Source organism: Rhodococcus sp. IEGM 1370 (assembly GCF_033142325.1).
In the GTDB taxonomy this organism is placed as follows: Bacteria; Actinomycetota; Actinomycetes; order Mycobacteriales; family Mycobacteriaceae; genus Rhodococcoides.
Genome location: NZ_JAWLRY010000018.1, coordinates 20,583 through 45,102, shown reverse-complemented (window position 1 = coordinate 45,102; position 24,520 = coordinate 20,583). Strand labels below are relative to the sequence as shown.

The window sequence follows — 24,520 nt, the reverse complement described above, 5'->3', positions numbered from 1 at the left end:
CGAGCTTAGCCTCACACCCGCGCGGAACCCATAGCCCGGATCCCGACGGTAAGTCCGACCACTGCGGTAGCCACGGCCGCGACAACACCGGCCGTCACCGTCGAACTCGTGAAGTCGCCCGCGAACAGTGCACGTTCGGCATCGACCAGGTACCCGAGCGGGTTGATGTTCACCAGGAACTGCATCCATCCCGGGGCAGTGGTGAGCGGCAGCATCGTGCCCGACAGGATGAGCAGCGGGAACATCAGAGTCTGCTGTATCGACCAGAACACCCAATCCTGTCCGCGCACAGCCAAAGCCAGCGTGTAGGACAACGCGCCCAGGCCGACCCCGAACACGCCGAGCAGCACGATGCCCACGACCGCACCGATCGGATTCACGGACAGGCCGAGTGGCAACGCGACCAGGATGATCAAGACGGCCTGAGCAGCCAGCGGCACCATCTCCTTGAACGCGCGCCCGACGAGCAGCGCCGACCGCGGCAACGGGGTCACCAACATCCGTTCGTGAGACCCCTGCTGCAACTCCGCCAACAAATTCGAGCCCGTCATGGAGGTTCCGAAGATGGTGATCATCGCGAGCACCCCCGGAACGAACCAGTCCCAGACGCTTCCGTCCCCGAGGCCGGGCACCTCGGTGAGCAGTGGGCCGAACAGTGCGAGCAGGATCAACGGTTGGATGAGACTGAAGATCACCGTGAACGGATCGCGGACCATCGGCCGCAGTTCGCGGCCCATCACCAACGTACTTCCCGACAGAACGTTCATCGGAGTTCTCCTGCCGTGCTGGCGGTTTCGAGAGATGCGGAACCCGTCGCGGCGCTCTCACGAAGACTGCGTCCGGTGAGGCCGAGGAACACGTCGTCGAGGGTCGGTCGCGTCGTATCCGCCGTGAGCACCGTGATCCCATGAGACTCGCTCAGCCGCAGGAGATCCGGAAGAACCACCTCGGCCAGCTCGACCCGGATGTTCAGACGCGAACCCGCCACCGTCACGTCCCTGACGCCGGCCACACCGTCGAGCAGCGGGACCAACGCCGAGGCGTCGGACACGGTGAGGACGATCAGATCACCTGCCAGTTCCGATTTCAGTGCGGCGGCGGTGTCGTCGGCGATGACGGTGCCGCGATCGACGACGATCACCCGCTCGGCCATCGAATCGGCCTCGTCGAGATAGTGCGTGGTGAGCACGATGGTGGTGCCCATCTCTCGCCTCAGCCGCAGAATGTGGTCCCACAGATTCGCCCGGCTCTGCGGGTCCATGCCCGTGGTCGGTTCGTCGAGAAACAGCAACGGCGGCCGATGCACCAGACCCAGTGCGATGTCGAGTCGTCGACGCTGCCCGCCGGACAGCGTCGACACGGTACGAGTCGCGAGCTCGCCGAGTTCGAGTGCCTCGATCAATTCGTCTGCGCGACTGCCTGATCGGCGACGCGTCATGCCGTAGCACTGCCCTTGCACCACCAGCTCGTCCCGGACGCGCTGATTGTGGCCCGCACCGTTGCCCTGTCCCACGTAGCCGAGGCTGCGGCGCACTCGGTCCCGATCTTCGCCCACGTCGAATCCGGCGATGCGGGCCGATCCCGACGTCGGTGCCAGCAACGTGGTCAGCATCCGCAGAGTGGTCGACTTGCCTGCCCCGTTGGGGCCGAGCAGAGCCACCAACTCTCCCTCACCGATCGTCAGATCGATGCCGCGCACCGCCTCGACGGTCTTCTTGCCTTGCTGAAAAGTCTTGGTCAATCCCGAAGTTTCGATCATCTGTGACGCCCCTCGTCGTAGCGGTGAATCCCTACGACGGAGACGTTAGAAACGATCGCGGTCAGCTTCGGTCCGCGATGCCACTGCGGCGGTCGATCAACCGAAGACGGGGAACTTTCGTTTGCGGGCCAGGGCATCCATCCCGGACTGAATGCTCGCGCGCACCTCGTCGTACTTGGCGTCGACGTACGCCTCGTCCTCGCACCGCGCCGGATCGTGGTCCAGTTCGACCGGCGGCATGAAACGAGTGCGAATCTTCGCGGGCAACGGAATCTGAGGTAGCGCCGCGGGCGCAATGATCCACGGCAGCGAGATCGCGATCGGAAAGACCTTCAGCCGCGCAATCTTGTCCAGCTTCAACGCTTTCGACAGCTTGTCGCCGCGAATGAGCACCGGCATCGCGTCTGCCCCACCCACCGTCGCCACCGGCACGATGGGCACACCCATCCGAATGGCGAGCTTGATGAAGCCGGTTCGGCCACCGAGGGTTGCCTCGTCCCGTTTGCTCCAGGGCCGCAGCGAATCGACCTCGCCGCCCGGCCACACGATGACGTCTCGGCCCTCGGCCAGTGCCGTCGACATCGAGTCCGGTGCCGCGGGAAGCACCCCCATGGATCGAAAGACTTTTCCGATCAACGGGAACGCCATCAAGGCATCGTGCGCGGTGCCGTGCAGAATGCGTCTTTCACCGAAGTGCCGCCACCACTGAGCGCCGACGGTCCACGCGTCCCAGACGAACGGCGCACCCGAATGCACGCCGACGACGAGCACCGGCGACTCCGGGATGGTCTCCCAACCGTCGATCTCCATCCGGAAGTAGCGGTCCATCACCCCGTTCCAGAGTCGCTGCTGCCGGTCCATCGCCACGGTGTTCTGATCGTCGAGGTCCCAGCCGCCTGTGCGTTCGGCAACCACCGCTCCGAGGCCCCCGGACGACTTCTCCCGACGCTCTTTCATCTTCAGACGCGCTGCCGCGGCGTACCGCTGCGCTTGCTCGCGCAGCTGCTCCTTCGTCGGTTCTTCGGAGCCGTCCCCACCCAGTACGTGATCCCCATCACTCATACCCGCACCGTACTCCACCCGTCCGAAGCCGACTCACAACCAGCACTCGTAACCCCGCGCGACGTCCCGAGTGTCCGTTATGGTCAGAATTCGAGCCGAGCGAACGAGGTATACCGATGGATCCGATCGAACCGGCATACGGAACGACAGCTCTGCTGCTGATCGCCGCCGCAGCCGTTGCAATCCTGCTTTTCCTCATCATGAAGGTGAAACTGCACGCCTTCGTCTCCCTGGTCCTGGTCAGCGCGGTCACTGCCGTCGCGGCCGGGATCCCGCTGGCGGACGTGCCGTCGGCCCTGCTCTCGGGCTTCAGTTCCACGCTCGGCTCGGTGGCGCTGCTCGTCGCCCTCGGTGTGATGGTCGGCAGACTGCTCGAAATCACCGGTGGCGCACAGGTATTGGCCGATACCCTGATCAACCGATTCGGGGCCAAACGCGCACCTCTGGCGCTCGGTGTCGCCGCACTCATCTTCGGCTTCCCCATCTTCTTCGACGCGGGCCTCGTCGTCTTCCTGCCGATCATCTTCACCGTCGCCAAACGTTTCGGCGGATCGGTGCTGCTGTATGCCCTCCCGACCGCAGGCGCATTTGCCGCGATGCACGCCATCGTTCCCCCGCACCCCGGTCCGGTCGCTGCCACCGAACTCCTCGGCGGCGACATCGGATCGGTACTGCTCGTCGGCGTTCCCGTTGCCGTCGTCTCCTGGTTCGTTGGCTCGTACCTCGTCGGTACCCAACTCGGCAAGCGGTTCCACACCTTGCCTGCAGATCTCTTCTCCGACGGCGCTGCCGGCTCCGAGGAGCACGACAAGGAAATGGCCGCGCTGCGCGATCCGGCTCCGAAGTTCGCCGCGGTGCTGTTCATTCTGCTGACGCCTCTGGTGTTGATCTCTCTCAACACCGTCGTCAACACACTGACCACGTCGGGTGTGCTGACCGGAGACGAGACCTGGGCCGCAGCGCTGACGCTCATCGGTCAGACACCGATCGCGCTGCTCATCACGCTGCTGCTGGCTCTGTTCATCCTCGCGCCGGGACGCTTCCCGGTGGCCGACGGTGCCAAGTACATGGATCAGGCGCTCGGGCCCATCTGCTCGATCATCCTGATCACCGGTGCCGGCGGTATGTTCGGTGGAGTGCTGCGAGCCAGTGGCATCGGGCAGTCGCTCACCTCCTCGTTGTCCGACATCGGACTTCCGATTCTGCTGCAGGCCTTCCTGATCGCCACCGCGCTACGCGTCGCGCAGGGTTCGGCCACCGTCGCTCTCACCACGACCGCCGGACTGATCTCGGTGCAGGTGGCCGAATTGGATCTGAGCAACTTCAAGATCGCGCTGTTGGTGTTCGCCCTGGCCGCCGGAGCCACCGTGCTCTCCCACGTCAACGACTCCGGCTTCTGGCTCGTCAGCCGCTTCTTCGGCATGGACGAGAAGACGACCCTCAAGACCTGGACCGTCATGGAAACGACACTGGGACTGGCGATCTTCGCCCTGGCATCGCTGCTGTGGGTGGTGTTCTAGCGGGGTGGACTGCCTCGATTGACGAGTCCGAGCAAGACCGACGGGGCGAGCCTCGACCCGATGATCGACACTCGGCCCAGTCCGATGGCGATCTCGTCGAGGCCTCTGTCGAGTCCGGCCATCGTCTTGTCGAGGAACTTCTCCAACGGCATCGCCATCGGCGGCGCGCTGTCCATGCTGCGGTGCAACGGTGTGTCGACTATCGGCGGGACGAGTTCGACGACCTGAACGGTGGTTCGGCGCAGTTGATGCCGAAGACTGACGGTGAACGAATGCACGGCTGCCTTGGTCGCGGAGTACACGGGAGCGCCGGTGAGCGGAACGAAACCGAGGCCGGAGCCCACGTGCACCACCCTCGCGCGAGGAGCACGGCGCAGGAGGGGCAGCGCTGCCGAGGTGACGTTCACGAGGCCGGTCAAATTGGTGGCGATCTCGTCGGCGATGTCGGCACTCGCCGGCTGCTCCTGCGCCGAGAAATCCAGTGGGCGTTGGACTCCGGCATTGTTGATCAGGGTCGTCAGATGCGGAATCGAACCGGCGATCTCCGCTATCGCGCGGCCCACGGATTCCGGGTCGCAGACGTCCATGACGATCGGAGTCATGCCGGGGTGCTCCGCGGCCATCGTATTCAGGCGCGCGCTGTCGCGACCGGTGACGACGACGTGGGCCCCACGAGCGTGGAACCGGGTGGCGAGTCCAGCACCGATGCCCGATGTCGCGCCGGTGATGAGAACCACGTCGTCGTCGAAGGACCCCGGGTGTGACCTTCCGCGTCCGATCATGCGAGCGACCCGGCAACGATCTGCCAGGCCAGAGCAGATTTCGCGGCGAGGCTGAGTACGAGGTAGACGAACTCGCCGAATGCGTAGTCCTTCCACGGCCCGATCCTTCGGTACTGCAGCCATTGGTTGGCCGCGAAGCTCATGAAGAAGACGAACAGCGAGAAGAAGATTCCGTAGACGAACCCGGGAACTTCCGAAGCACCGACCAGGTTCACGGTGATCGCTACCCAGGGTGCGGCACCGGCGACACAGCCGAACCAGAACGCGGTGAGGTCCGGTCGCTGTCCAGGTGGGTTGAAGCGCTCCTGGAGCCAACCGAACAGGATCATCGCGACGTTGGCACCCACGATCGCGATCAGCGCGCTGATCTGCGTGATGCCGGCGTACAGGGCGATGAGGACCACCATGATCGTGGCGCTGACGCTGTACTCGAGCCATCGAAACGGGTTGATACCGCGAGAGAGGTTGCGTTCGTAGGACTTTCGTAGTGGAACCCCGGTGGCGAAGTGATCCACCGCCGCCAGTGCGAGGAAGACGGCGACGGCGATACCGATGGGAACCGCGAACGCTTCCTGCGCTTGCGGGACCACCGTTCCCGGCGGTCCCGCGGGGTAGGCGGTGGTCACATCGATGGCGAAGTCGGATGCGATGACGAGCACCGCGACGGCCTGAACAGCGTGCAGCGCGGACAGCGCGAGGTTCCAGATGCGGAGTCGCCTCAGCCTGTCCGGAGACAGAGGATGCTCGGTCGCGACGGCCGGGTGCGGAGTGCGTGCCATGACCGATAGCCTTACAGGTTGTAAGGCTATTGACAAGGAGTGGTGGGGAGAACGCTGTGAAGACGGACGACGAGCTGTCCGCTCGCCAACGGATCATGCTCGCCGCGATCGAATTGGCCGGCCAGCAGGGGACCGGGCGCATGACGATGTCCGCGGTAGCCGCGCGTGCGAAGGTGTCCCGACCTACTCTGTACAGCTACTTTCCGGACGTGTCTCGGATTCTGGAAGCCTGGGTCGAGCAGGAAGTGGTGCGCGTCGAGGCGCGACTTCAGGAAGTATTGGACCGGGGTGCAGGGTCGGATCCGATGACGGTGCTGGGTGACTACATCGACCTGCAGTTGAACTATTTCGTCGAATCTCCGACGAGGGCCCTGCTCACGGCGGCCGCACTGGGATCGCCGCCGCAGGCCGTCACCGGACACATCGAACGGTTCCGCGCAGACGTACGCGGGCTGCTGTCGGTTCTGGGCAGGCAAGGACGTCTTCGGGCCGATGTGGACGTCGACATGCTGGCCGGTCTTGTCATCGCGGGGATCACCTCGATGACCTCTCACGTGCTGGAGGAACAGATATCACCTACCGAGGCACGACGCCGATTGCTGGACATCATCTTTCGAGGATCGCTTCGCTCGTGACGGCCGGCTACCCCGGCTGTGGGTCCCGCCTGGGTTGCCATCGAGCTGCGCGCTCGCCGATCGAAGCGAGCCGAGCAGTCTCGTGCACTCGAGAGGCTCGGGTCTCGGGCCGCTTGGCGGTCACGATCCACTCCAGAATCCCGCGACGCGCGGACGGCGGAAACTGGTTCCAATTACTCTCGGCATCAACGTGTTCGGCGAATGCGGCGGCCAGGTCCTCGGGAACGATCAGATCCTCGACCTCGTCGAGAACGGTCCATGCTCCGTTGGCCACGGCAGCCTGGACGGCGCGCTCTCCCGCCGGAAGCATCAGGCCTGCTTCGCGAAGGCCTCGATACGGATCTTGTTCGGACGGGACCATGCGCTCCCGGGTTTGCGGGGCGAGAAATACAACATGGTTCGCTCGTCGTCCAGCTTGCGGGGTCGACTGTCCACCCACCCCACCGCGAGCGCTTCCGCGACGGCGTCGTCGTAGCTGATCGCCGGTTTTCCAGTGGCCTTCTTCCACGACACCAGCCACGCCGATTCCGCAGTTCCGTGATGGGCGGACAGCCACGTCCGCTACTGCGCACGTGTCTCGGTATGCACTCTCGGTGCGTCGTCCATGACGGCCATGCGTATCCCTTCGTTCGTCGGGACCAGTCCAGCGCTCGTCTCACTCGTCCACTTCGAAGACGCATCCCCCGGATGGAAGCTCCAGGACGATGACGTCGTGGTCTTCTCCGGTGACGATCGCGGTGAAGACCACCTCCGACCCATCCATCGACACCCACCAGTTCATGTTGGCACCGCGCACACGCGGCACCTGCCGATATACCGCTCGGGCGTCCTCCACCACGGAATGCGGATGCAGCCTCCGAGCGGTCTCGATGACGGTGCGGCGCACGTGATCCAGATCGATCAGATCGTCGTCGTCCGAGAGCTGCGATGGTCGAAAATCGATGAGCGGGAATGGCACTCGAACGACTGGCAGAGTAGCCGCGTATGCCATCGATCCCTCCGATAACGCGGGGTCACGCCAATGGAGCACGCCCTCCACGAACGTGGGCCTCACGTCGTCGTAGATCGCCGATCCGGTCTCGACGCTGCGGTGCACCGCTGCGATGTATTCGGTCAGAGAGTCGAACCAGGGTGCACCCTGATCAGCGGAATCAGAGGAGAAGTTGCGGACACAGCCTTGCCGAGCACCCGGGCGCGTGTCGACGTAAAGTGTGCTGCCTGAACCGTCTTCGGCGATCGGAACATATGCCGGGACGAACATCTCGGCCGTCTCACCTGCCTCCTGAGCAAGCACTTCGGCCGGCCAGTCCTCACCCAGATCGTCGATCGGATGCAGATTTTCGAGACTGAACCGGTGCCGATCCACAGCTCGGTCGAGCGAGCAGAGAGTGAAGTCCGGCAGCACGGAGCCGACCGGCACGTACTCCTCGCCGTAGGTTTCGTGCTGCCCGTCGTGCAGTCCGTAGAACTCTCGCAGTTCCGACGTCCACGGCGTGGTCTCACGTTCCGCGGCCTCGCGCTCATCCGATGTCCGTGGGGGTCGAATCGCGGCGGCGGTGACGGGCGCACGTTCACGAAGCGTCGCCATGTATGCCGCCCATACTTCGGTGAGGTTCACGACTCGAACCTAACGGGTCTCGATCTGCGAGGGGGTTCGATGCGAGTCTCCATTCCGCAGAGATCGTTCGTTTATGCTGCGATCGTGGGCGAAATTTCCCTCAGCGGTGTGTCTACGATGCGAGGTAATCGTGAGTGATCGCATTCGATTCGACGGAGTGCTCGAACCGTTGACGTGGGGCAAGAACACGTATGCCATCGTCCGAGTCCCGGCAGGATTGGTCGAGGCTGCGAAGCGATGGCCGACGCGCCGGATCGACGGTTCGATCGACGGCCTCAGCCTCAACTTGGGACTGAACAAGGCGGATGCAGATGTGATGCCCGGGTCCTTCGTCTACGTGGGTGCGGGCCTTCAGCGCCGATTGGGCGTCCACATCGGTGATCTGTTGTCGTGCGAATTCGAGCCGGCCGACCCCGATATGGTGCCGGTTCCGAAAGACCTCGAGCAGGCAATGGAGAACGCACAGTGCACAGCGGCCTGGGAGCGCAAACGCGCAAGCGAACGGCGCCAATTGTTGATGCCGATCGACAACGCGGCGCGCGAGCGGACCCGCGCAGATCGGGTGGCCCGACTGGTGAGGATGTTGACCGACAATTCGTAGACCGGTAGGACCACCCGGCTTCCCGTCACTGCACCGGCATCAGAATTCGCCACGCCCCCAACGCCAGTGAGCCGACGGTGACGAGCAGGAACAGGCCGACCCAGACGATGCCGGGGAGGAAGGTCAACCGGGCCAGCTGATCGGCGTCGGAATCCCTGGCCCGTCCTGCGCTGCGTGATTTCTGCAGTTCGAGAACGGGACGCGGACCGGCGATCAGCAGGAAGAACGTGATGAAGTACGCCGCCGCGACCTGTTGCTCTCCGGTGCCCCACCAGGACACGACGAACAGGGCAGCTCCGACGACGACGAGTGAGAGCAGCCCGTAGATGTTGCGAATCATCAACAGCATCAACGCAATCGACACGACGCCGATCCACAACACCGCGACTGCATGCTGGGTTCCGAGCACGAACGCGGCACCGAGACCGAGCAGCGACGGCCCCACGTAGCCGGCGAAGGTCATCGCGATGACGCCGAGGCCGGTGGGCTTGCCCTTCGAGATAGCGACGCCCGAGGTGTCGGAGTGCAGTCGCAGGCCCATCAGCTGTCGGCCGGTGATCAGCGCAACGAACAGGTGCGCACCCTCGTGCGCGATGGTCACGACATTGCGGGCGATGCGCCAGGTCTGCGGTAGTACCACGATGACAAGAGCGGCCAGCGCGGCAACTTGGACGATCCACACCGGCGGATCAGGACTCACCGCGGAAATGCGGTCCCAGAATTCGTTCACACCCCAGTATGCGGCTTCGCCGCAGTGGTGCGGTCAAGTGCCGCTGGGGGCACATGGGAGTGGAGCCCGCGGAACGACCCGCGGGCCTTGCCACGCCTCTGTCGCGGGCACTAGGACGCGCGTGCCTCGGCCTTCGCGCGTTCGCGGGCGAGGGAGCGATCGCGCATCTCCTCGAACTTGGTGGCCTGCCGCTCGAGGTCTTCGAGGAACGCGGCGAGTTCTTCGCGCTTGTTCTCCCCGCGTGCGGTGAAGTCGTTGCGCTCGAACACGCTCCACTTGCGCAGCACCGGCCAGACGACGTCCTCGAGGTGCTGACGCAGGTCGTAGATGCCGTGCTTGGCCATCAGCACACCGTTGCGGCGGAAGTTCGGCATCCCGGCACCGGGCATGACGAAGTTCATCACGATGTCCGAGACAGCCTGCAACGTCTGATCGGGCGAGATGTCCATCGCTGCGCCGGTGATGTTGCGGTAGAAGATCATGTGCAGGTTCTCGTCGGCGGCGATGCGCTGGAGCATCCGGTCGGCGATCGGATCGTCGCAGACCTTGCCGGTGTTGCGGTGCGAGACGCGGGTGGCGAGTTCCTGGAAGGTCACGTAGGCGACCGAGTGCAGCAGACCGACCTGCGACCCCGCGGGCGAGACGTAGCCGTTGGTCATGTGGATCATGCGGGCTTCTTCGAGGGCGACGGGATCGACGCCGCGGGTGACGACGAGGTAGTCGCGCATGACGATGCCGTGGCGGTTCTCCTCGGCGGTCCAGCGGCCGACCCAGGTTCCCCAGGCACCGTCCTGGGAGAAGTTCTCGGCGATCTCACGGTGGTAGGACGGCAGGTTGTCCTCGGTGAGCAGGTTGGTGATCATCGCGGCCTGTGCGACGTCGGAGAGTTTGGACTGCTCCGGGTCGTAGTCCTGGCCGCCGAGTGCGGCGAAGTTGCGACCTTCGTCCCACGGGACGTAGTCGTGAGGGTGCCACTCCCGTGCCATCGAGATGTGACGGTTCACATTGTCCTCGGAAGTGGGCACCAGCTCTTGCAGAAGCTCGAGTTGTGTCAGATCCCTGGCCATCGAGATGCCTCCTCGCGTTGACGTCAGCTCGCAAGCCTAGGGCGATCGATGCGCAACACGCGGGGGCTTGCCCGGATTCTGTTAGAGGTAGCAATCGATGTCTGCACGCAATGGTGCAACGTCACAGCTCAGCGAGCAGCGAGACCGGAACCCGAGGACGCGAGCGTCGCCGGACGGAACACCCAGCCACGGAGTGCGAGGAACCGGGCGGCTCCGAAGATGCCACCCACAGCGATGACGACCAGAACTTGGACGTATGTCGGCGCTGCCGGGAACAGGATGTGCACTGCGGCCAGTGAGGCGGTACTCAGACCAAGCCCGATCAGGGCCAGTCCCCCGGCTTCCCACTGCGTCTGGAACCAGCCGACACGTCCGGCTGCATGAAAGGTGTGACGGCGGTGCAGCTCGTTGGCGAGCACCGTACTTGCGGCCACACCTGCGAGGTTGGCAGTGAACGATCCGAGAGAAGCGAGGGCGACGAACAGCAGGGCGTACACACCGTTGCTCGATACCCCGACGATCACGAAGCGCGTGAACTGAGCGAGCACCGACTCGCCGAGCATCCGCGACCTGATGCGGGGCGCACAGCCCGACGACCCGGACGCGGCCGGAGCTTTCAGGGAAGTGCTCACGAGGACTCCAGTTGTAGAACCGGAAGCGTCGGTCGGCGCTTCGACTCGATACAACTCCGCCCGAGAACGAATCGGTCTCGGGCGTGACGGAAGTCTCAGGCCTTCGTGGAACTTTCTTCCCGAGCGCGCTTCTTGCGGTCCAGGTCGATGTTGAGACTGTTGGGCTTGATCGATGCGACGAACAACACCGCAACGAGCACGACCACCACGACGATGGTGATGACGACCACCGCGATGCCGAAAATTGCCAAGATACCGTTCATGTCCTGCCTCCCGTGTCAGGCAATACGGTACTTGTCGTAGACGGGCCGGTCGACCACGACCCCTGGGTCGTTGCTGCAGGCTCCACTCCCGCACCCCCAGCTCACCATCAGCTCACCAGGCGCGCCACGGCGCGCAGCGGCAACGACAGCCAGGTGGGCCGGTTGCGTGCCTCGTAGAGAACTTCGTACACGGCCTTGTCCAGCTCGTATGCGCGCAACAGGTCGGCCTCCTCGCGGGGATCGTGCCCGGCCACCGAGGCGTAGCCGTCGAAGAATGCAGCGATGCTGCGGGCCGCCCACTTCTCGGCTCGCTCTTGCGCCGACTGGTCCTCGGGCAGATCGACCAGCAGGTGGTTGGCGGCGTAGTCGAACGAGCGCAGCATTCCCGCCACGTCACGCAGAGCGCTGTCCATCTGCCGACGCTCGGCCAAGGTCTTCGCCGGCTCACCCTCGAAATCGATGAGCAGCCACCGTTCGGGGGTGCCCAACACCTGACCCAGGTGCAGGTCACCGTGGATCCGCTGCACCGTGGTGCTGTTCGACGCCTCCGCCCGAGAGATCAGCGCGGTCGCCGCCGGGATGTACTGCGTGATCTCCGGCACCACCCTGGCGACTCCCGAGATGCGGGCGAGGATCTCCTCGACGGCGGTCGACTCGACCGACCGTTCGGCGGTGCCCAGCACCGATGCGAGGTCGTGGTGCACCTGCGCCACGGCTGCTCCGATTCGGTGGGCGTCCGGGGCGAAATCTGCGGGCAGGTCTTCGATCGGCGTCTCCTGTGAGTCGAACACCTCCTGCACGCTGGCCAGCGCCGCAGTCCACCCCTCGGCGGAGTTCGCGGCGAAATCCTGAGCCATGCCGAGCGTCGTGGGTTCACCACCGACTTCGGTTTCCAGCCAGCCCCGAAGCGGCGCCACGTTGAGGCTCCCCGCCTGTGCCAGCGCGCGATGCAGTTCCACATCCGGACTGATTCCCGGCGGCACCTGACGAAACAGCTTGAGCAACAGCAGATCACCGAGAATCACCGAGGTGTTGGACTGCTCGGCCCCGAGAACCCGACCACGCAGACCGCTCGGCACACTCGAACCGTCGACGACCTTGAATTCGATGCTGCCAGTGGCTTTTCCGGCAGCAAGCGCATCTCCGTACAGGCCGATGACCTCGGGGTCGCGCAGACCGTCGTAGACGGCCACGTCGCCCACCACGGGCAGCAACCACGGCCGGAGATCGTCGGTCGGTTCGGTCCGAAAGCCCAGGGGCACCTGGTAGGTCTGCACCACGGCCGCGCCGTCCTGCGTCAACTGCACCTCCACCAGCAGATGCTCGGCCGCGAAGTGCGGTTCGTCTCGGAGCACGTCGCGCGCGACGATCCGCACCGAACTCACCGTCGAACCCTTTGCGCCGAACCACCGTTGACCTGGCAACCACGCCGCCAAGGCGTCCTCGAGCTGGGGTTCGACCGTGCGTGCCACACTCGAGCTGGAACCGACCATGAGAATTTCTCGCCGCCTTCTTCGGAGTTTGCGAAGCATGTGAGCGTACGTAGCGAAACCTACCCACTCCCGGTGCCGCCCACACACCGACGGCAAAGACACCCGAACGTTATGCAGGTCGTACGCCCGTGCACAGACATGCTCGTAGAGTGGTCTCATGTCCGCTCCACTGACCGCCCACATCGACGTACATCGTGCCGGTGATCGATCGAAAACCCGTGTGTCCTGGCTGGACTCGAAACATTCGTTCTCCTTCGGCCAGCACTACGACCCCGACAACACCCATCACGGACTGTTGCTGGTCAACAACGACGACATCGTCACTGCCGGTCAGGGATTCGAGACGCATCCGCATCGCGACATGGAGATCGTCACGTGGGTGATGCAGGGTTCACTGGTGCATCAGGACTCCATCGGTCATTCCGGAATCATCTATCCCGGCCTCGCGCAACGGATGACCGCGGGCAAGGGCATCATGCACTCCGAAAAGAACGACTCCTGGAGCATCGACGGCAACAAGCACACCGAACCCGTTCGCTTCGTGCAGATGTGGGTACTTCCGGACAGCCCCGGTGTCACTCCCGGGTACGAACAGCTCGAAATCGGCGACGAATTACTGCGAGGCGGCTTGGTCACCGTCGCGTCGGGGATGGACAAGCACCGCGGGCAGGCGGCGATCGGCATCTCACAGAAGTCGGCGGCACTGCACGCCGCCAGGCTGTTGCCCGGAAATTCGGCAACGGTGCCCGACGCCGCGTTCGTGCACCTGTTCGTCGCGCGCGGCACCGTCACGCTCGAGGGGGTGGGCGAGCTCTGGGAGGGCGACGCCGTCCGCATGAGTTCGACTGGTGGACAAACCATCACCGCTACCGAGCCGGCCGAGGTGCTGATCTGGGAGATGCACTCGCGACTCGGCGGTTGACGACCACGTTCGATGACAAGTTGATCACGGGAGCGCGTGGGGGTCTGTGCGCACCGGAGACACCTGCATACACTCCGAGCGTTCACGATCGCCGATTTCGGAGGTACTCAACGTGTCGAATCAGAATCCGCCGCCCGGAAACTATCCCCCGCCCGGAAACTATCCTTCACCTGGTGAGTACCCCCAGCAGGGCGGCATCCCCCAGCAGGGCGGGTACCCACAACAGCCGGTAGCCCCGAAGAACACCGTCGGCACCGTGGCTCTGGTCCTGGCGATTCTGGGTTTGTTGTTCTCCTGGACCATCGTCGGCGGAATTCTTCTCGGCCTGATCGCCATCGTTCTCGGCTTCATCGGACGGTCCCGGTACAAGAAGCGCACCGCCACCAACGGCACCGTGTCGCTCGTCGCGATCATTCTCGGCTTCGTGGCCGCAGCTCTGTCGATCGTTCTCGTCGTCGTCGGCGTCGGCCTGTTCAACGCTGTGGGTGGCCAGGACTTCACCGACTGCCTGAGCAACGCAGGCAGCGATACTGCGGCGCAACAGCAATGTGCCGACGAATTCCAGCAGAACGTCGAGAACCAGTACGACGACTCGACTCCTAACTGAGTCGCAGCGTCGCCGCACTCACGTCTCGGTGCCTGACGGAGTCCGATCGTTTCGGGGCGTCGAGCCCGCCACGACCACCTGGTTGCCGCCCTGCTGTTTGGCTTCGTACATCGCCGCATCGGCTCGTCGCAGCAACAGTGTGGTGAGTTCGACGACGTCGAAACCGATACCTTCGGCAACGGGATACGTGCAGTGCGCGACGCCGATGCTCACTGTCAGTGGTGCGGGGTCCTCCGCGAAATACGCGGCATTCCGATACTTCTCGGCCAGTGCGAGGGCCTCGTTCTCGGCTGATTTGGTCACCACTGCGAATTCTTCACCGCCCACCCGCGCGACCAGCACACCGTCCGTGGTCAACCGGCGTGCAACGAGCTGCAGGGCCGCGTCGCCCTGGTGGTGACCGAATCTGTCGTTGATCGACTTGAATCGATCCACGTCGACGACCATCACCGACACATCGGTCGCACCGAGGAAATACACCGGGAGCGCCTCGTCGAGACCTCGTCGATTGCGCACCTGAGTGAGTGGGTCGAAATTGGCGGCCTGCGCTTGGACCTGCAGTTTGAGGATCAGGTACTGGAAGAAGGTGGGGCCCATGAACGTGATGGGGACGAGCACTACGAATTGCGCGACGGCCAGACCGTGATCGGCCTCGGGTGAGAGCAGGATCAGCACGAAGAACAGAGTCACGCTCGCTCCGGCCCAGAGCAGATGCAGGGCCATGACCTTCGGACTGTGGAAGAGCTGGATGTACACGCTGTTGGCTGCGAGCAGCGCGAGGGCCACGAATGTGTCCTGTGGCGATCCGTAGGACAACAGAATCAGCGTTACTCCGATGTCCGAGTACGCGGCGAACATCAACGACACGCGCTTCGTCGGCCACGGAGCCTTCAGCCAGATGACACCGACCAGGAGTGTCGACACGATCGCAATGAAAAAGATCGACCTACCGATCGCCGAGGTCGGCGGGGCGTCGGTGAGCAACAGCAGCGCGGCAGCGCCGAGTCCGTACGTGAACGTGCTCAGAGCTGCAGCGAGGCGATACGGCGCGAGCGCACCGTGCAGTGCCAGGTAACTGACAACCGACTCGTAACTGTGAGGCTGGTGCCACCACGTGCGCAAAAATGTCGTTTGCACATAACCTCCATGCACGTTCCAGCCGACCATCACCGGACCGGACGCTTCGTCGTCGGACCGGGCCGGACATATCGGCCACGGAGAATGCTATTCGACCGCCGTCAGCCTCGGATGTCTCTTCGCCGGAATGCTGTGAAACCTCCTATGCCGACGACGATGGCAACCGCGACGAGCCAGCCGACCGGCACCAGGGTGAGCGTTGCTCCCGGCAGTCTCGGAACATGGGTGAAGGGCGACAGATCGAGCCACGGCTGAGGCAAGCCCACCACGGACCCGACCTGGCCGAGCGCGACGAAACCGGCCAGAACGGCCCACAGAACGGTCGCGAATCGGGGGAGAGCGCCGAACAGTGCCACGCCGATGGCCGTCACCACCCATACGGCCGGCAGCTGGCCGAGTGCACCGACCAGGACGGACGGCAGTTCGCCTGCGATGTCGCCGGTGGCCGACCCGTACGTCAGCCCGATGGTGAAACCGACGACCAGCAGCAGCCACGCTGCGCCGAGGACGGCGCACACCAGGTGACCTGCCAGCCACCGCAGGCGCGAGACCCCGGTGGCCAGCACGATCTCGGCCAGGCCCGCCTCTTCCTCGCTGTGCAACCGCAGCAGGGCCGAGACAGCGAACGCGGCGACGACGACGCCCACGATGCTCAGCACAGCGGCGATGAACGATTGTTCGACGGTGCTGCCACCGAACTTCTCCAGTGCGTCGCCGATGGCAGCGCTGCTGCCGAGTTGGTCGCCGATCCCGCCGGTGGACGATCCGATGGCGATGCCGAACAGAGCGAGCCCGACGGTCCAGACGGCAACGGTCCCGCGCGAGAGACGCCACGCGAGAGCGATCGGCCCGGACAGAGAAGGTAGGGCCGCTGCACGGCCGCGGCGTTCGGCCCGCAAGCCGGCACCGAGATCGCGTCGACTCGCAGCGGCGAACGCGCCGACGCAGAATGCTGTGGCGGTCGTCAGTGACAGCAGCATCGGCCACCACCGCTCGTCGGCGAACGGCCGCACCTGCGACGACCAGCCGATCGGCGAGAACCACGAGAGGGTGCCCGAGCCAGCGTCGCCGATCGCACGCGCTGCGAACACCACGGCCAGCACGCCGAGGGCGTAACCGCGAGCCGCTCGTGCCCCCGACGCCACCTGTGCCGCCACGGCCGCACAGCCGACGAAAACCGTTCCGACCACGACGACCGACGCCCCGTATGCGACGCTCCCGGCCAACGGGAGCCCGAATCCCCACAGCGAGATCGACGACAACGCGCCCGTCGCCGCCACCCCGCCGCCCGCCGCCAGCATCGCTGCCGCCAGGCCCGCGTGCCGTCCCACGGCCGTCGACCCGATCAGCTCGGTCCGACCCGCATCCTCCTCACCGCGGGTGTGCCGAACCACGGTGAGGATCGCCGCCAGCGGAACCAGTGCCAACACCAGCCCCGAGCGCCACGCCACCAGGGCACCGAGATCGCTGCCGAAGATCGGGCCGACGAGTGCTGCCTGTGCCGGTGCCGACAGCGTGCCGAGATAGAAGGCCTGACGATCCGCCGCCGTCGGATACAGACCCTCGAAGCTGACCGCGTAGAGCAAGGGCAGCGCGCCGAGCAGAACGATCCACACCGGTGCCACCAGACGATCGCGGCGCAGATACAACCGCAGCAACGCCCCCGTTCCGGTCAGGGCATTCATGCGTAGTACCTCAGGAACAGTTCCTCGAGCGTCGGCGCGGAACTGGCCAAGCTCTGCACTCCCGCGTCGGCCAGCACGTGCATCGTCGCCGCGAGGGCGTCGTTCTCGACGGTGCAGGTGACGGAGGAACGGTCCACGCTCACCGCGCTCACACCGGGCAGTGCCGCCAGACCGTCGGGCACTCGGTCGAGCACCGCGGTGATCGTGGTGCGGGTCAGGTGCCGCATCGAGGCCAGAGTCCCGGTATCGACCGTCCGCCCCTCTCTGACGATGGTCACCGAACTGCACAGCGCATCCACCTCGGACAGGATGTGCGAAGACAACAGCACCGTGACTCCGCGTCGGGCAGCATCTTTCACGCAGTCGCCGAAGTGCTGTTCCATCAGCGGATCGAGTCCCGATGTGGGTTCGTCGAGGATCAGCAACTCGACGTCGGAGGCCAGGGCCGAAATCAGCGCGACCTTCTGCCGATTGCCCTTGGAGTAGGTGCGGGTGCGCTTGCCCGGGTCGAGAGAGAACCGTTCGAGCAGTTCGGCGCGGCGGGCGGGGTCGAGTCCGCCGCGCATCCGGCCGAGCAGATCGATCACCTCACCGCCGGTGAGCGACGGCCACAGGGTCACGTCGCCGGGAACGTAGGCCAGGCGTCGATGCAGCGCCACGGTGTCGGCCCACGGGTCGCCGCCGAGCAACCGCACCTGTCCCGACGTGGGGCGGACGAGACCGAGCAGAACCCGAATGGTCGTGGATTTGCCTGCCCCGTTGGGGCCCAGGAATCCGTGCACCTCACCGGTCGGTACATGCAGGTCCAGTCCGTCGAGCGCCCGGACCGAACCGAACGTCTTCACCAGGCCGTCCACGGAAATTGCTTCGGTCATGACGTGGCCTCCAGATAGGTGTCCAAAGCCTGGGAGTCGGTGAACAATCCGTCGGTGTAGAGCTCGAGTGCAGGAAGCATGATCTCGTCACCGAGCGCGCTCAGGGCCTCGCGGAAATCGACGTCGGGGCCGGCCATCTGCACGTACAGCAGCAGTCCGCCGACGTTCTGCCGCGTCAGGAATCGGGCGCGTGCCGCAGGGTCTCGACTGGGCGTGAAACGGCCGTCGCGAACACCGTCGTCGATGTAGCGGACGGCGTCGGCGACCATGTGCTCGAACAACTCTCGCGCCAACGTGCCGCCGGCAGCGAAACTGCGGACGATATAGGCCACGAGCGGTGCGTACTCGTCGATGGCCGCGAGCTGTTCCATCATCGCGGTGGGCGCGGCCGAGGCGGCCTTCGACTCCCGGATCACCCGTAGGACGTGCTCGTCGCATGCAGTGCGCAGGCCGTCCTTGGACCCGAAGTGGTGGTTGAGCAGCCCGGGAGAGACACCTGCCGCTGTGGCGATGGACCGCACGCCCGCGGTGAAACCCTGCGAGCCGAACACGCCGATCGCGGTGTCACGGATTCGAGCCCTGGTGCTGAGATCCACCGACGCTGTACGCATGTACAGCACATTAAACACCCGTTCAATCGAGCGCAAGAGTGTAAAGATGGACGGATGACTTCAGTAGTGAACTCGGGCATCGATCTCAGCTACCAGGACGAGAACACACGCGCACAGGACGACCTGTTCGTGCACGTCAACGGCAAATGGCTCGATGAATACGCCATCCCGGCCGACCGGGCCGTCGACGGCGCGTTCCGCACCTTGTACGACCGGGCCGAGGTCGACGTCCAGACCATCATCGAAGAGTCCGCCGCGGCGAACCCGCCCGCCGGAAGCGACGCGCAGAAGATCGGCGACCTGTTCTCCAGCTTCATGGATGCCGACCGCGCGGAGCAGCTCGGCGTGACTCCCATCGCCGACGAGCTCACCGCCATCTCCGACGCGACCGACCTCGTCACCCTCGCAGGCGTTCTCGGCTCCCTGCAGCGCACGGGCGTCGGCGGGGCCATCGGCCATTACGTCGACACCGACGCCAAGCAGTCCGACCGCTACCTCGTGCACTTCAGCCAGTCCGGAATCGGCCTGCCCGACGAGTCGTACTACCGCCAGGACGAGTACGCCGAGATCCGCTCGAGCTACATCGCGCACATCTCGAAGATGTTCGCGCTCAGCGGTATCGAGTACGACGCGCAGACGGTGTTCGACCTCGAGCAGAAGATCGCCGCCGGTCACTGGGATGTCGTCGCCCGGCGTGATGCCGAGAAGAGCTACAACCTCGTCGATTTCGACACGCTGGTCAAGAGCGGTGCCGGATTCAACTGGGCCGCATGGATTTCCGGTCTCGGCGCAACCACCGAGCAGTTCGCCGAGATCGTGGTTCGGCAGCCTCCGTTCCTGACCACTTTCGTCTCGCTGTGGAATTCCGAGGACATCGAAGCGTGGAAGGCGTGGCTGGCCTGGCGCGTCGTGCATTCACGGGCACCGTTTCTGACGAGCGCGATCGTCGACGAGAACTTCGCGTTCTACGGAACGACCCTGACCGGAACCGAGGAGAACCGCGAGCGCTGGAAGCGCGGCGTCTCCCTGGTGCAGGACGTGCTCGGTGAGGCCGTCGGAAAGCTGTACGTCGAACGCCATTTCCCGGCCGACTCCAAGGCTCGAATGAAGGTGCTGGTCGACAATCTCACCGAGGCGTACCGCCGCAACATCTCCGAGCTCGAATGGATGAGCCCGGAGACTCGACAGAAGGCGTTGGACAAGCTGGGCAAGTTCACCCCCAAGATCGGCTACCCCGATCGGTGGCGTGACTACTCGGGCGTCGAGATCAGCGCCGACGACCTGCTCGGTAACTACCGCCGCGGCTACACCGCGGACTACCAGCGCGACCTCGACAAGCTCGGCGGACCCGTCGACCGCGACGAGTGGTTCATGACGCCCCAGACCGTCAACGCGTACTACAACCCCGGCATGAACGAAATCGTCTTTCCCGCAGCCATTCTGCAGCCACCGTTCTTCGACCCCGAGGCCGACGATGCGGCCAACTACGGCGGTATCGGAGCGGTGATCGGCCACGAGATCGGCCACGGATTCGACGATCAGGGTGCCAAGTACGACGGTGACGGCAACATGGTCGACTGGTGGACCGACAGCGACCGCACCGAATTCGGCAAGCGCACCACGGCCCTGATCGAGCAGTACAACGAGTTCGAGCCCAAGGCCCTGCCCGGCCACAAGGTCAACGGCGAGTTCACCATCGGCGAGAACATCGGCGATCTCGGTGGTCTGTCGATCGCCGTCGCGGCGTACGAGATCTCGCTCGAAGGCAAACAAGCACCGGTGCTCGACGGTTTGACCGGCCTGCAGCGAGTATTCTTCGGCTGGTCGCAGGTGTGGCGCACCAAGGCTCGCGACGCCGAGGCAATCCGCCGACTCGCCGTCGATCCGCACTCGCCGCCGGAATTCCGCTGCAACGGCGTCGTGCGCAATCTCGACAGTTTTCACGAAGCATTCGACGTACAGCCCGGAGATGCGCTGTACTTGGACCCGGGGAAGCGCGTCAAGATCTGGTAGTTCCGGGTAGGGCAATCGGGGAGGGAATTTCGGATGAGGGAATACGCACGCTGGCTGGCTGCTCACGGGGTGATTCGGTTCGCGGCCAAACGAGCAGCGGCCGCGGGCGATCCGCAGGCGATGCTGGTGGCCGATCCGGCGACGCGGGCGAATCCGACGCCGGTCTACGAGAAGCTGCGCGCCACCGCGCCGCTGGTGAAGACCCGGATCTCGAACATCACCGTGCATCACCGGGTGGCGTTCGACTTGCTGCGTTCGGACGACTTCCGCGTCACGCAGCTGGGTGCGACCCTTCCCGGGCCGTTGCGGTGGATCGAGGAGCACACCAGATCCGGTGCACTGCACCCGATTCTGCCGCCCTCACTGCTCTCGGTGGAGCCGCCGGACCACACCAGGTACCGAAAGCTGGTGTCCTCTGTCTTCACCGCCCGCGCGGTGCAGAAGATGCGCGATCAGGTGCAGGAAACGGCCGATGCTCTGCTCGACGAGCTGTCCGACGGCTCTCCGGTCGTCGACATCGTCGATCGCTATTGCGCGCGCCTGCCGGTTGCTGTGATCGGGCGCATCCTCGGTGTACCGGTCGAGGACAATCAACGGGTTCTCGAATTCGGTGAGATGGCTGCACCCAGTCTCGACATCGGCTTGTCGTGGGATCAGTTCAAGCAGGTCGAGCGTGGCCTGATCGGATTCGACGCCTGGCTCTCGCAACATATCGCCGAACTGCGCCGCAATCCCGGTGACGATCTGATGAGTCAGCTGATCGCCGCGAAGGACGAGGGCGTCGGCCTCAACGACGAGGAGCTCCGGGCCACGGCGGGATTGGTGTTGGCCGCAGGTTTCGAAACCACCGTCAACCTCCTCGGCAGCGGAATCCAACTGCTGCTCGACAACCCCGACCAGCTCGCCGTACTGCAGCAGGACCCGTCGCACTGGCCGACGGCCATCGACGAAATGTTGCGGATGGAATCACCGGTACAGCTCACCGCACGGATGGCCAAGCACGACGTCGAGGTCGAGGGAGTGACGGTGCACGAGGGCAAACTCGTCGTGCTGGTGCTCGCCGGTGCCAATCGGGATCCGCTGGTGTTCGATGACCCGGACAGGTTCGACGTCACCCGCGCCAATGCCGGTAAACACCTGTCGTTCTCGGGTGGGCGCCACTACTGCCTCGGGGCAGCGCTCGCGAAGGCAGAATCCGAAGTGGGCTTGAAGGCGTTGTTCGACAGATTCCCCCACCTGCGCTCGGCAGGCGAAGGAACCCGTCGCAACACCCGAGTCCTGCACGGATGGGCCACGCTGCCCATCGACCTCGGTGAACCGGCTACGACAACCGCAAGCCGGTAACGGAGTCGAAGAAGAACAACTCGTCCAGCTTGGGCACCAGTCGAATTGTTTCGGCCAGGGCGATCGACAACTTGCGGTCGACGCGAACCGCGATGCGGCCGGAGGTTGTCGACCAACCGCCGTCGGTGCTGGGCGCGGAGGCGTAGACGAACGACTCCGCACCCAGTTCCTCGATAAGCTCGACGGTCAGCTGCAGGCCACTGCCCTCGCCCACCAGATCCCAGGACTCCGGGCGAATACCGACAACGACGCGCTCGCCCGCCGAGGACGGGACGGGTATGCGCAACTCGCCGAGTACGGCCGCGCCGTCGCGCACGGGGGCGTCGACCAAGTTCATTCCGGGTGACCCGATGAATCCCGCGACGAACGTGTTGACGGGGTTGTCGTACAGCTCCCGCGGAGCGGCGATCTGCTGCAATTTGCCGTCGAGCAGAACCGCGACGCGATCACCCATCGTCATGGCCTCGACCTGATCGTGGGTGACGTACACCGTCGTGGTGCCCAGTCGTCTTTGCAGACCGGCTATCTGGGCCCTGGTCGAGACCCGCAGCTTGGCGTCGAGGTTGGACAGCGGTTCGTCCATGCAGAACACCTTGGGTTGACGCACGATGGCGCGCCCCATGGCCACTCGCTGACGCTGCCCGCCGGAGAGCTTGCCGGGCTTGCGACCCAGCAACGGCTCGAGCTCGAGCATCCTCGCCGCGTCGAGTACTCGTGCTGCGGTGTCGGACTTGCTCATTCCGGCATTGCGCAGCGCGAAGCCCATGTTGTCGCCGACGGTCATGTTGGGGTACAGCGCGTAGTTCTGGAACACCATCGCAACGTCCCTGGCCCGCGGAGCCAGCGAGGTGACGTCCACTCCGCCGATGTCGATGCGACCGCTTTCGACGGACTCGAGACCGGCGAGCATCCGCAGACTCGTCGACTTCCCACAGCCCGAAGGTCCGACGAGAACGATGAATTCACCGTCCGCGATGTCGAGTTCGAGGTTGTCGACAGCGAGCGAATCGGCACCCGGGTACCGGTGCGAGACACCGGCGTAGTGAACGGCGGCCATTATTTCGGCAGCTTCGGGGTGATCTGGCGGTCGATGATCTGCTGCAGCTGATCCGAGATGGACGCGAACGTCGTTGCGACATCCGCGTTCTGCAGCGCGATCTGCTCGAGTCCGCTGCCGATGATCTTGTCGCCACCGGGGACGAACACGCGGGCGTAGTCCTGCGAGCGAGTCAGCGCCAATTGGTCGACGGCCGTCTTGGCGTTGGGGTTCGCCTCGAGGAATGCGATCTCCGACGGGTCCTGCTGCGCAGACTTGCGGACCGGCATGTAGCCGGTGTTCTGCGAGAAGTAGGCGGTGTTGGCACCGTTGGTGACGAAGTCGATGAACTTGAGCGCGTTCACCTTTCGCTCCTCCGAGATCTTCGCCGGAATGGCCAGGCCGGCTCCACCGGTGGGGCAGCCGGGAGTGCCGTCGGTGGCCGGCAGGAAGGCAGTACCGAACTCGAACGCGGCACCGGCCTTGATGGTGGACAGGTCGCCGGTCGACGCGATGGTGGACGCGAGGATGCCCGCGGCGAAGTCGTTGGCGATGTCGTTGGACACCGCGGCGTACTTCTTCGTGTGGATCATGTCCTGCAGGAACTTGCCTGCCGCAATGGTATTGGGGTCGTCGAACTTCAGCTCGAACTGATCGGAGTACGATCCGCCGAACGTCCAGATCGGACCCTCGAACGTCCACCCGAGGTAGTCGACGGCGTTACCCCAACCGTGCGCGAGCTTGCCGTCTCCGACGACGGCCTGGATGCGCGGGCCCCACTCGTCGAACTCCTGCCAGGTGGCCGGCCCGCGATCGGGCAGTCCGGCCTGCTGCCACACGGCCTTGTTGTAGTAGAACAGCGGCGTCGAGCGCGCGTACGGCAAGGCCCAGTGGTTGCCGTTCCAGTTGTAGTCGGCCAGCAGCGAATCCACGTAGTCGGACTGGTCGACGCCTGCTGCGGAGAAGTGCTTGTCCAACGGCTCGATCGCACCGGTGAGCGCGTAGTTGAACCACCAGACGTCCGAGAGCACGACCACGTCGGGCACATCGTTGCCCGAAAGCGCCGCGTTGAACTTCTGCGACACCTCCTCGTAGTTCTTGCCACCGTCGATGAGATTGACCGTCAGGCCGGGGTTCTCCGCCTGGAAGCGCGAGATCAGCTCCCTCTCGAACTCCTGGGACTTGCCCGGGTGGTTCGACCAGAAGTTGATGGTGTTCGCATCGCCTTCGACAGCCTCGCCGCCCGACCCGCCCGATCCGGGGCCGCTGCACGCCGCGAGGGCTGCGGCGGCCGCAGCTGCGCCGGTGAGCGTGAGGAAGCCACGCCGGTTGATGATGTGTGCCATGGT

Annotated in this window: 26 protein-coding genes; 7 read left to right on the top strand and 19 right to left on the bottom strand. The window is 64.8% G+C overall.

Annotation, left to right across the window (positions count from 1 at the left end; genetic code table 11):
- Nucleotides 1-11: 11 nt before the first annotated feature.
- The 3 genes from R4P47_RS19575 to R4P47_RS19565 all read right to left on the bottom strand — a co-directional run bounded on the left by R4P47_RS19575 (nt 12) and on the right by R4P47_RS19565 (nt 2,821).
- Nucleotides 12-767 carry an ABC transporter permease gene (locus R4P47_RS19575; protein WP_317785513.1) on the bottom strand — a complete coding sequence of 252 codons (756 nt, stop codon included), beginning with the start codon at nt 765-767 and terminating at the stop codon, nt 12-14.
- Complete coding sequence (locus tag R4P47_RS19570) at nt 764-1,759, bottom strand: ABC transporter ATP-binding protein (RefSeq protein WP_317785512.1); 996 nt, start codon at nt 1,757-1,759, stop codon at nt 764-766. Before R4P47_RS19570 ends, R4P47_RS19575 begins: the two co-directional genes overlap by 4 nt.
- A 96-nt stretch (nt 1,760-1,855) precedes the next feature.
- On the bottom strand, nt 1,856-2,821 hold the full coding sequence (locus R4P47_RS19565) for a lysophospholipid acyltransferase family protein (RefSeq protein WP_317785511.1): 966 nt from the start codon (nt 2,819-2,821) through the stop codon (nt 1,856-1,858).
- A 116-nt stretch (nt 2,822-2,937) separates the two neighbouring features.
- Between R4P47_RS19565 and R4P47_RS19560 the strand changes: the two genes are divergently transcribed.
- On the top strand, nt 2,938-4,341 hold the full coding sequence (locus tag R4P47_RS19560; protein ID WP_317785510.1) for a GntP family permease: 1,404 nt from the start codon (nt 2,938-2,940) through the stop codon (nt 4,339-4,341).
- Here R4P47_RS19560 and R4P47_RS19555 read toward each other — a convergent pair.
- Together R4P47_RS19555 and heR are read right to left on the bottom strand one after the other, a co-directional pair.
- Nucleotides 4,338-5,123 carry an SDR family oxidoreductase gene (locus tag R4P47_RS19555; RefSeq protein ID WP_317785509.1) on the bottom strand — a complete coding sequence of 262 codons (786 nt, stop codon included), beginning with the start codon at nt 5,121-5,123 and terminating at the stop codon, nt 4,338-4,340. The genes R4P47_RS19560 and R4P47_RS19555 overlap by 4 nt on opposite strands.
- Nucleotides 5,120-5,902 carry a heliorhodopsin HeR gene (gene heR, locus R4P47_RS19550; RefSeq protein ID WP_317785508.1) on the bottom strand — a complete coding sequence of 261 codons (783 nt, stop codon included), beginning with the start codon at nt 5,900-5,902 and terminating at the stop codon, nt 5,120-5,122. The genes R4P47_RS19555 and heR overlap by 4 nt, the downstream gene beginning before the upstream one ends.
- Before the next feature lie 56 nt (nt 5,903-5,958).
- On the opposite strand from heR, the gene R4P47_RS19545 reads away from it, so the two are divergent.
- Nucleotides 5,959-6,537, top strand: a complete 579-nt coding sequence (locus tag R4P47_RS19545) for a TetR/AcrR family transcriptional regulator (protein ID WP_317785507.1) — start codon at nt 5,959-5,961, stop codon at nt 6,535-6,537.
- 7 nt (nt 6,538-6,544) lie between these two features.
- Here R4P47_RS19545 and R4P47_RS19540 read toward each other — a convergent pair whose 3' ends face one another.
- The 3 genes from R4P47_RS19540 to R4P47_RS19530 form a co-directional block, all read right to left on the bottom strand.
- Nucleotides 6,545-6,847 carry a YdeI/OmpD-associated family protein gene (locus R4P47_RS19540; RefSeq protein WP_317785506.1) on the bottom strand — a complete coding sequence of 101 codons (303 nt, stop codon included), beginning with the start codon at nt 6,845-6,847 and terminating at the stop codon, nt 6,545-6,547.
- Complete coding sequence (locus tag R4P47_RS19535; RefSeq protein ID WP_317785505.1) at nt 6,847-7,050, bottom strand: hypothetical protein; 204 nt, start codon at nt 7,048-7,050, stop codon at nt 6,847-6,849. Before R4P47_RS19535 ends, R4P47_RS19540 begins: the two co-directional genes overlap by 1 nt.
- 142 nt (nt 7,051-7,192) lie before the next feature.
- On the bottom strand, nt 7,193-8,155 hold the full coding sequence (locus R4P47_RS19530; protein WP_317785504.1) for an SMI1/KNR4 family protein: 963 nt from the start codon (nt 8,153-8,155) through the stop codon (nt 7,193-7,195).
- Nucleotides 8,156-8,285: 130 nt separating this feature from the next.
- On the opposite strand from R4P47_RS19530, the gene R4P47_RS19525 reads away from it, so the two are divergent.
- Nucleotides 8,286-8,756, top strand: coding sequence for a YdeI/OmpD-associated family protein (locus R4P47_RS19525; protein WP_317785503.1), 471 nt, complete (start codon nt 8,286-8,288; stop codon nt 8,754-8,756).
- Between the two features lie 25 nt (nt 8,757-8,781).
- Here the strand turns inward: R4P47_RS19525 and R4P47_RS19520 are convergent, their stop codons facing one another.
- The 5 genes from R4P47_RS19520 to R4P47_RS19500 all read right to left on the bottom strand — a co-directional run bounded on the left by R4P47_RS19520 (nt 8,782) and on the right by R4P47_RS19500 (nt 12,941).
- On the bottom strand, nt 8,782-9,486 hold the full coding sequence (locus R4P47_RS19520; protein ID WP_094640494.1) for a M50 family metallopeptidase: 705 nt from the start codon (nt 9,484-9,486) through the stop codon (nt 8,782-8,784).
- 110 nt (nt 9,487-9,596) lie between these two features.
- Nucleotides 9,597-10,553: an acyl-ACP desaturase gene (locus R4P47_RS19515; protein WP_317785502.1), complete on the bottom strand. Its 957-nt coding sequence runs from the start codon at nt 10,551-10,553 to the stop codon at nt 9,597-9,599.
- 128 nt (nt 10,554-10,681) lie between these two features.
- Complete coding sequence (locus R4P47_RS19510; RefSeq protein WP_394855318.1) at nt 10,682-11,116, bottom strand: GtrA family protein; 435 nt, start codon at nt 11,114-11,116, stop codon at nt 10,682-10,684.
- Nucleotides 11,117-11,280: 164 nt separating this feature from the next.
- Nucleotides 11,281-11,448 (bottom strand): hypothetical protein, encoded by a 168-nt coding sequence (locus R4P47_RS19505; RefSeq protein WP_156516139.1) that lies wholly within the window; start codon nt 11,446-11,448, stop codon nt 11,281-11,283.
- A gap of 107 nt (nt 11,449-11,555) precedes the next feature.
- Nucleotides 11,556-12,941 carry a maltokinase N-terminal cap-like domain-containing protein gene (locus R4P47_RS19500; RefSeq protein ID WP_317785501.1) on the bottom strand — a complete coding sequence of 462 codons (1,386 nt, stop codon included), beginning with the start codon at nt 12,939-12,941 and terminating at the stop codon, nt 11,556-11,558.
- Nucleotides 12,942-13,098: 157 nt separating this feature from the next.
- Here R4P47_RS19500 and R4P47_RS19495 point away from each other — a divergent pair, with 157 nt between their 5' ends.
- Both R4P47_RS19495 and R4P47_RS19490 read left to right on the top strand, forming a co-directional pair.
- The gene (locus R4P47_RS19495; RefSeq protein WP_317785500.1) at nt 13,099-13,863 is read left to right on the top strand and encodes a pirin family protein; all 765 of its coding nucleotides are present in this window, start codon (nt 13,099-13,101) and stop codon (nt 13,861-13,863) included.
- A 112-nt stretch (nt 13,864-13,975) separates the two neighbouring features.
- Nucleotides 13,976-14,470, top strand: a complete 495-nt coding sequence (locus R4P47_RS19490; RefSeq protein WP_269595198.1) for a DUF4190 domain-containing protein — start codon at nt 13,976-13,978, stop codon at nt 14,468-14,470.
- 18 nt (nt 14,471-14,488) lie between these two features.
- Here R4P47_RS19490 and R4P47_RS19485 read toward each other — a convergent pair whose 3' ends face one another.
- The 4 genes from R4P47_RS19485 to R4P47_RS19470 all read right to left on the bottom strand — a co-directional run bounded on the left by R4P47_RS19485 (nt 14,489) and on the right by R4P47_RS19470 (nt 18,778).
- On the bottom strand, nt 14,489-15,607 hold the full coding sequence (locus R4P47_RS19485; protein ID WP_269595199.1) for a GGDEF domain-containing protein: 1,119 nt from the start codon (nt 15,605-15,607) through the stop codon (nt 14,489-14,491).
- Between the two features lie 101 nt (nt 15,608-15,708).
- Nucleotides 15,709-17,292 carry an ABC transporter permease gene (locus R4P47_RS19480; protein WP_269595200.1) on the bottom strand — a complete coding sequence of 528 codons (1,584 nt, stop codon included), beginning with the start codon at nt 17,290-17,292 and terminating at the stop codon, nt 15,709-15,711.
- Complete coding sequence (locus tag R4P47_RS19475) at nt 17,289-18,167, bottom strand: ATP-binding cassette domain-containing protein (protein WP_269595201.1); 879 nt, start codon at nt 18,165-18,167, stop codon at nt 17,289-17,291. Before R4P47_RS19475 ends, R4P47_RS19480 begins: the two co-directional genes overlap by 4 nt.
- Nucleotides 18,164-18,778 (bottom strand): TetR/AcrR family transcriptional regulator, encoded by a 615-nt coding sequence (locus tag R4P47_RS19470; protein WP_317785499.1) that lies wholly within the window; start codon nt 18,776-18,778, stop codon nt 18,164-18,166. The genes R4P47_RS19475 and R4P47_RS19470 overlap by 4 nt, the downstream gene beginning before the upstream one ends.
- Nucleotides 18,779-18,832: 54 nt before the next feature.
- Between R4P47_RS19470 and R4P47_RS19465 the strand changes: the two genes are divergently transcribed.
- Together R4P47_RS19465 and R4P47_RS19460 are read left to right on the top strand one after the other, a co-directional pair.
- Nucleotides 18,833-20,791, top strand: a complete 1,959-nt coding sequence (locus tag R4P47_RS19465; RefSeq protein WP_269595202.1) for a M13 family metallopeptidase — start codon at nt 18,833-18,835, stop codon at nt 20,789-20,791.
- A gap of 33 nt (nt 20,792-20,824) precedes the next feature.
- Nucleotides 20,825-22,135, top strand: coding sequence for a cytochrome P450 (locus R4P47_RS19460; RefSeq protein ID WP_269595203.1), 1,311 nt, complete (start codon nt 20,825-20,827; stop codon nt 22,133-22,135).
- Here R4P47_RS19460 and R4P47_RS19455 read toward each other — a convergent pair.
- Nucleotides 22,113-23,192 (bottom strand): ABC transporter ATP-binding protein, encoded by a 1,080-nt coding sequence (locus tag R4P47_RS19455; RefSeq protein ID WP_269595204.1) that lies wholly within the window; start codon nt 23,190-23,192, stop codon nt 22,113-22,115. The genes R4P47_RS19460 and R4P47_RS19455 overlap by 23 nt on opposite strands.
- Nucleotides 23,192-24,517, bottom strand: a complete 1,326-nt coding sequence (locus R4P47_RS19450; RefSeq protein WP_068048804.1) for an ABC transporter substrate-binding protein — start codon at nt 24,515-24,517, stop codon at nt 23,192-23,194. The genes R4P47_RS19455 and R4P47_RS19450 overlap by 1 nt, the downstream gene beginning before the upstream one ends.
- Between the last annotated feature and the right edge of the window lie 3 nt (nt 24,518-24,520).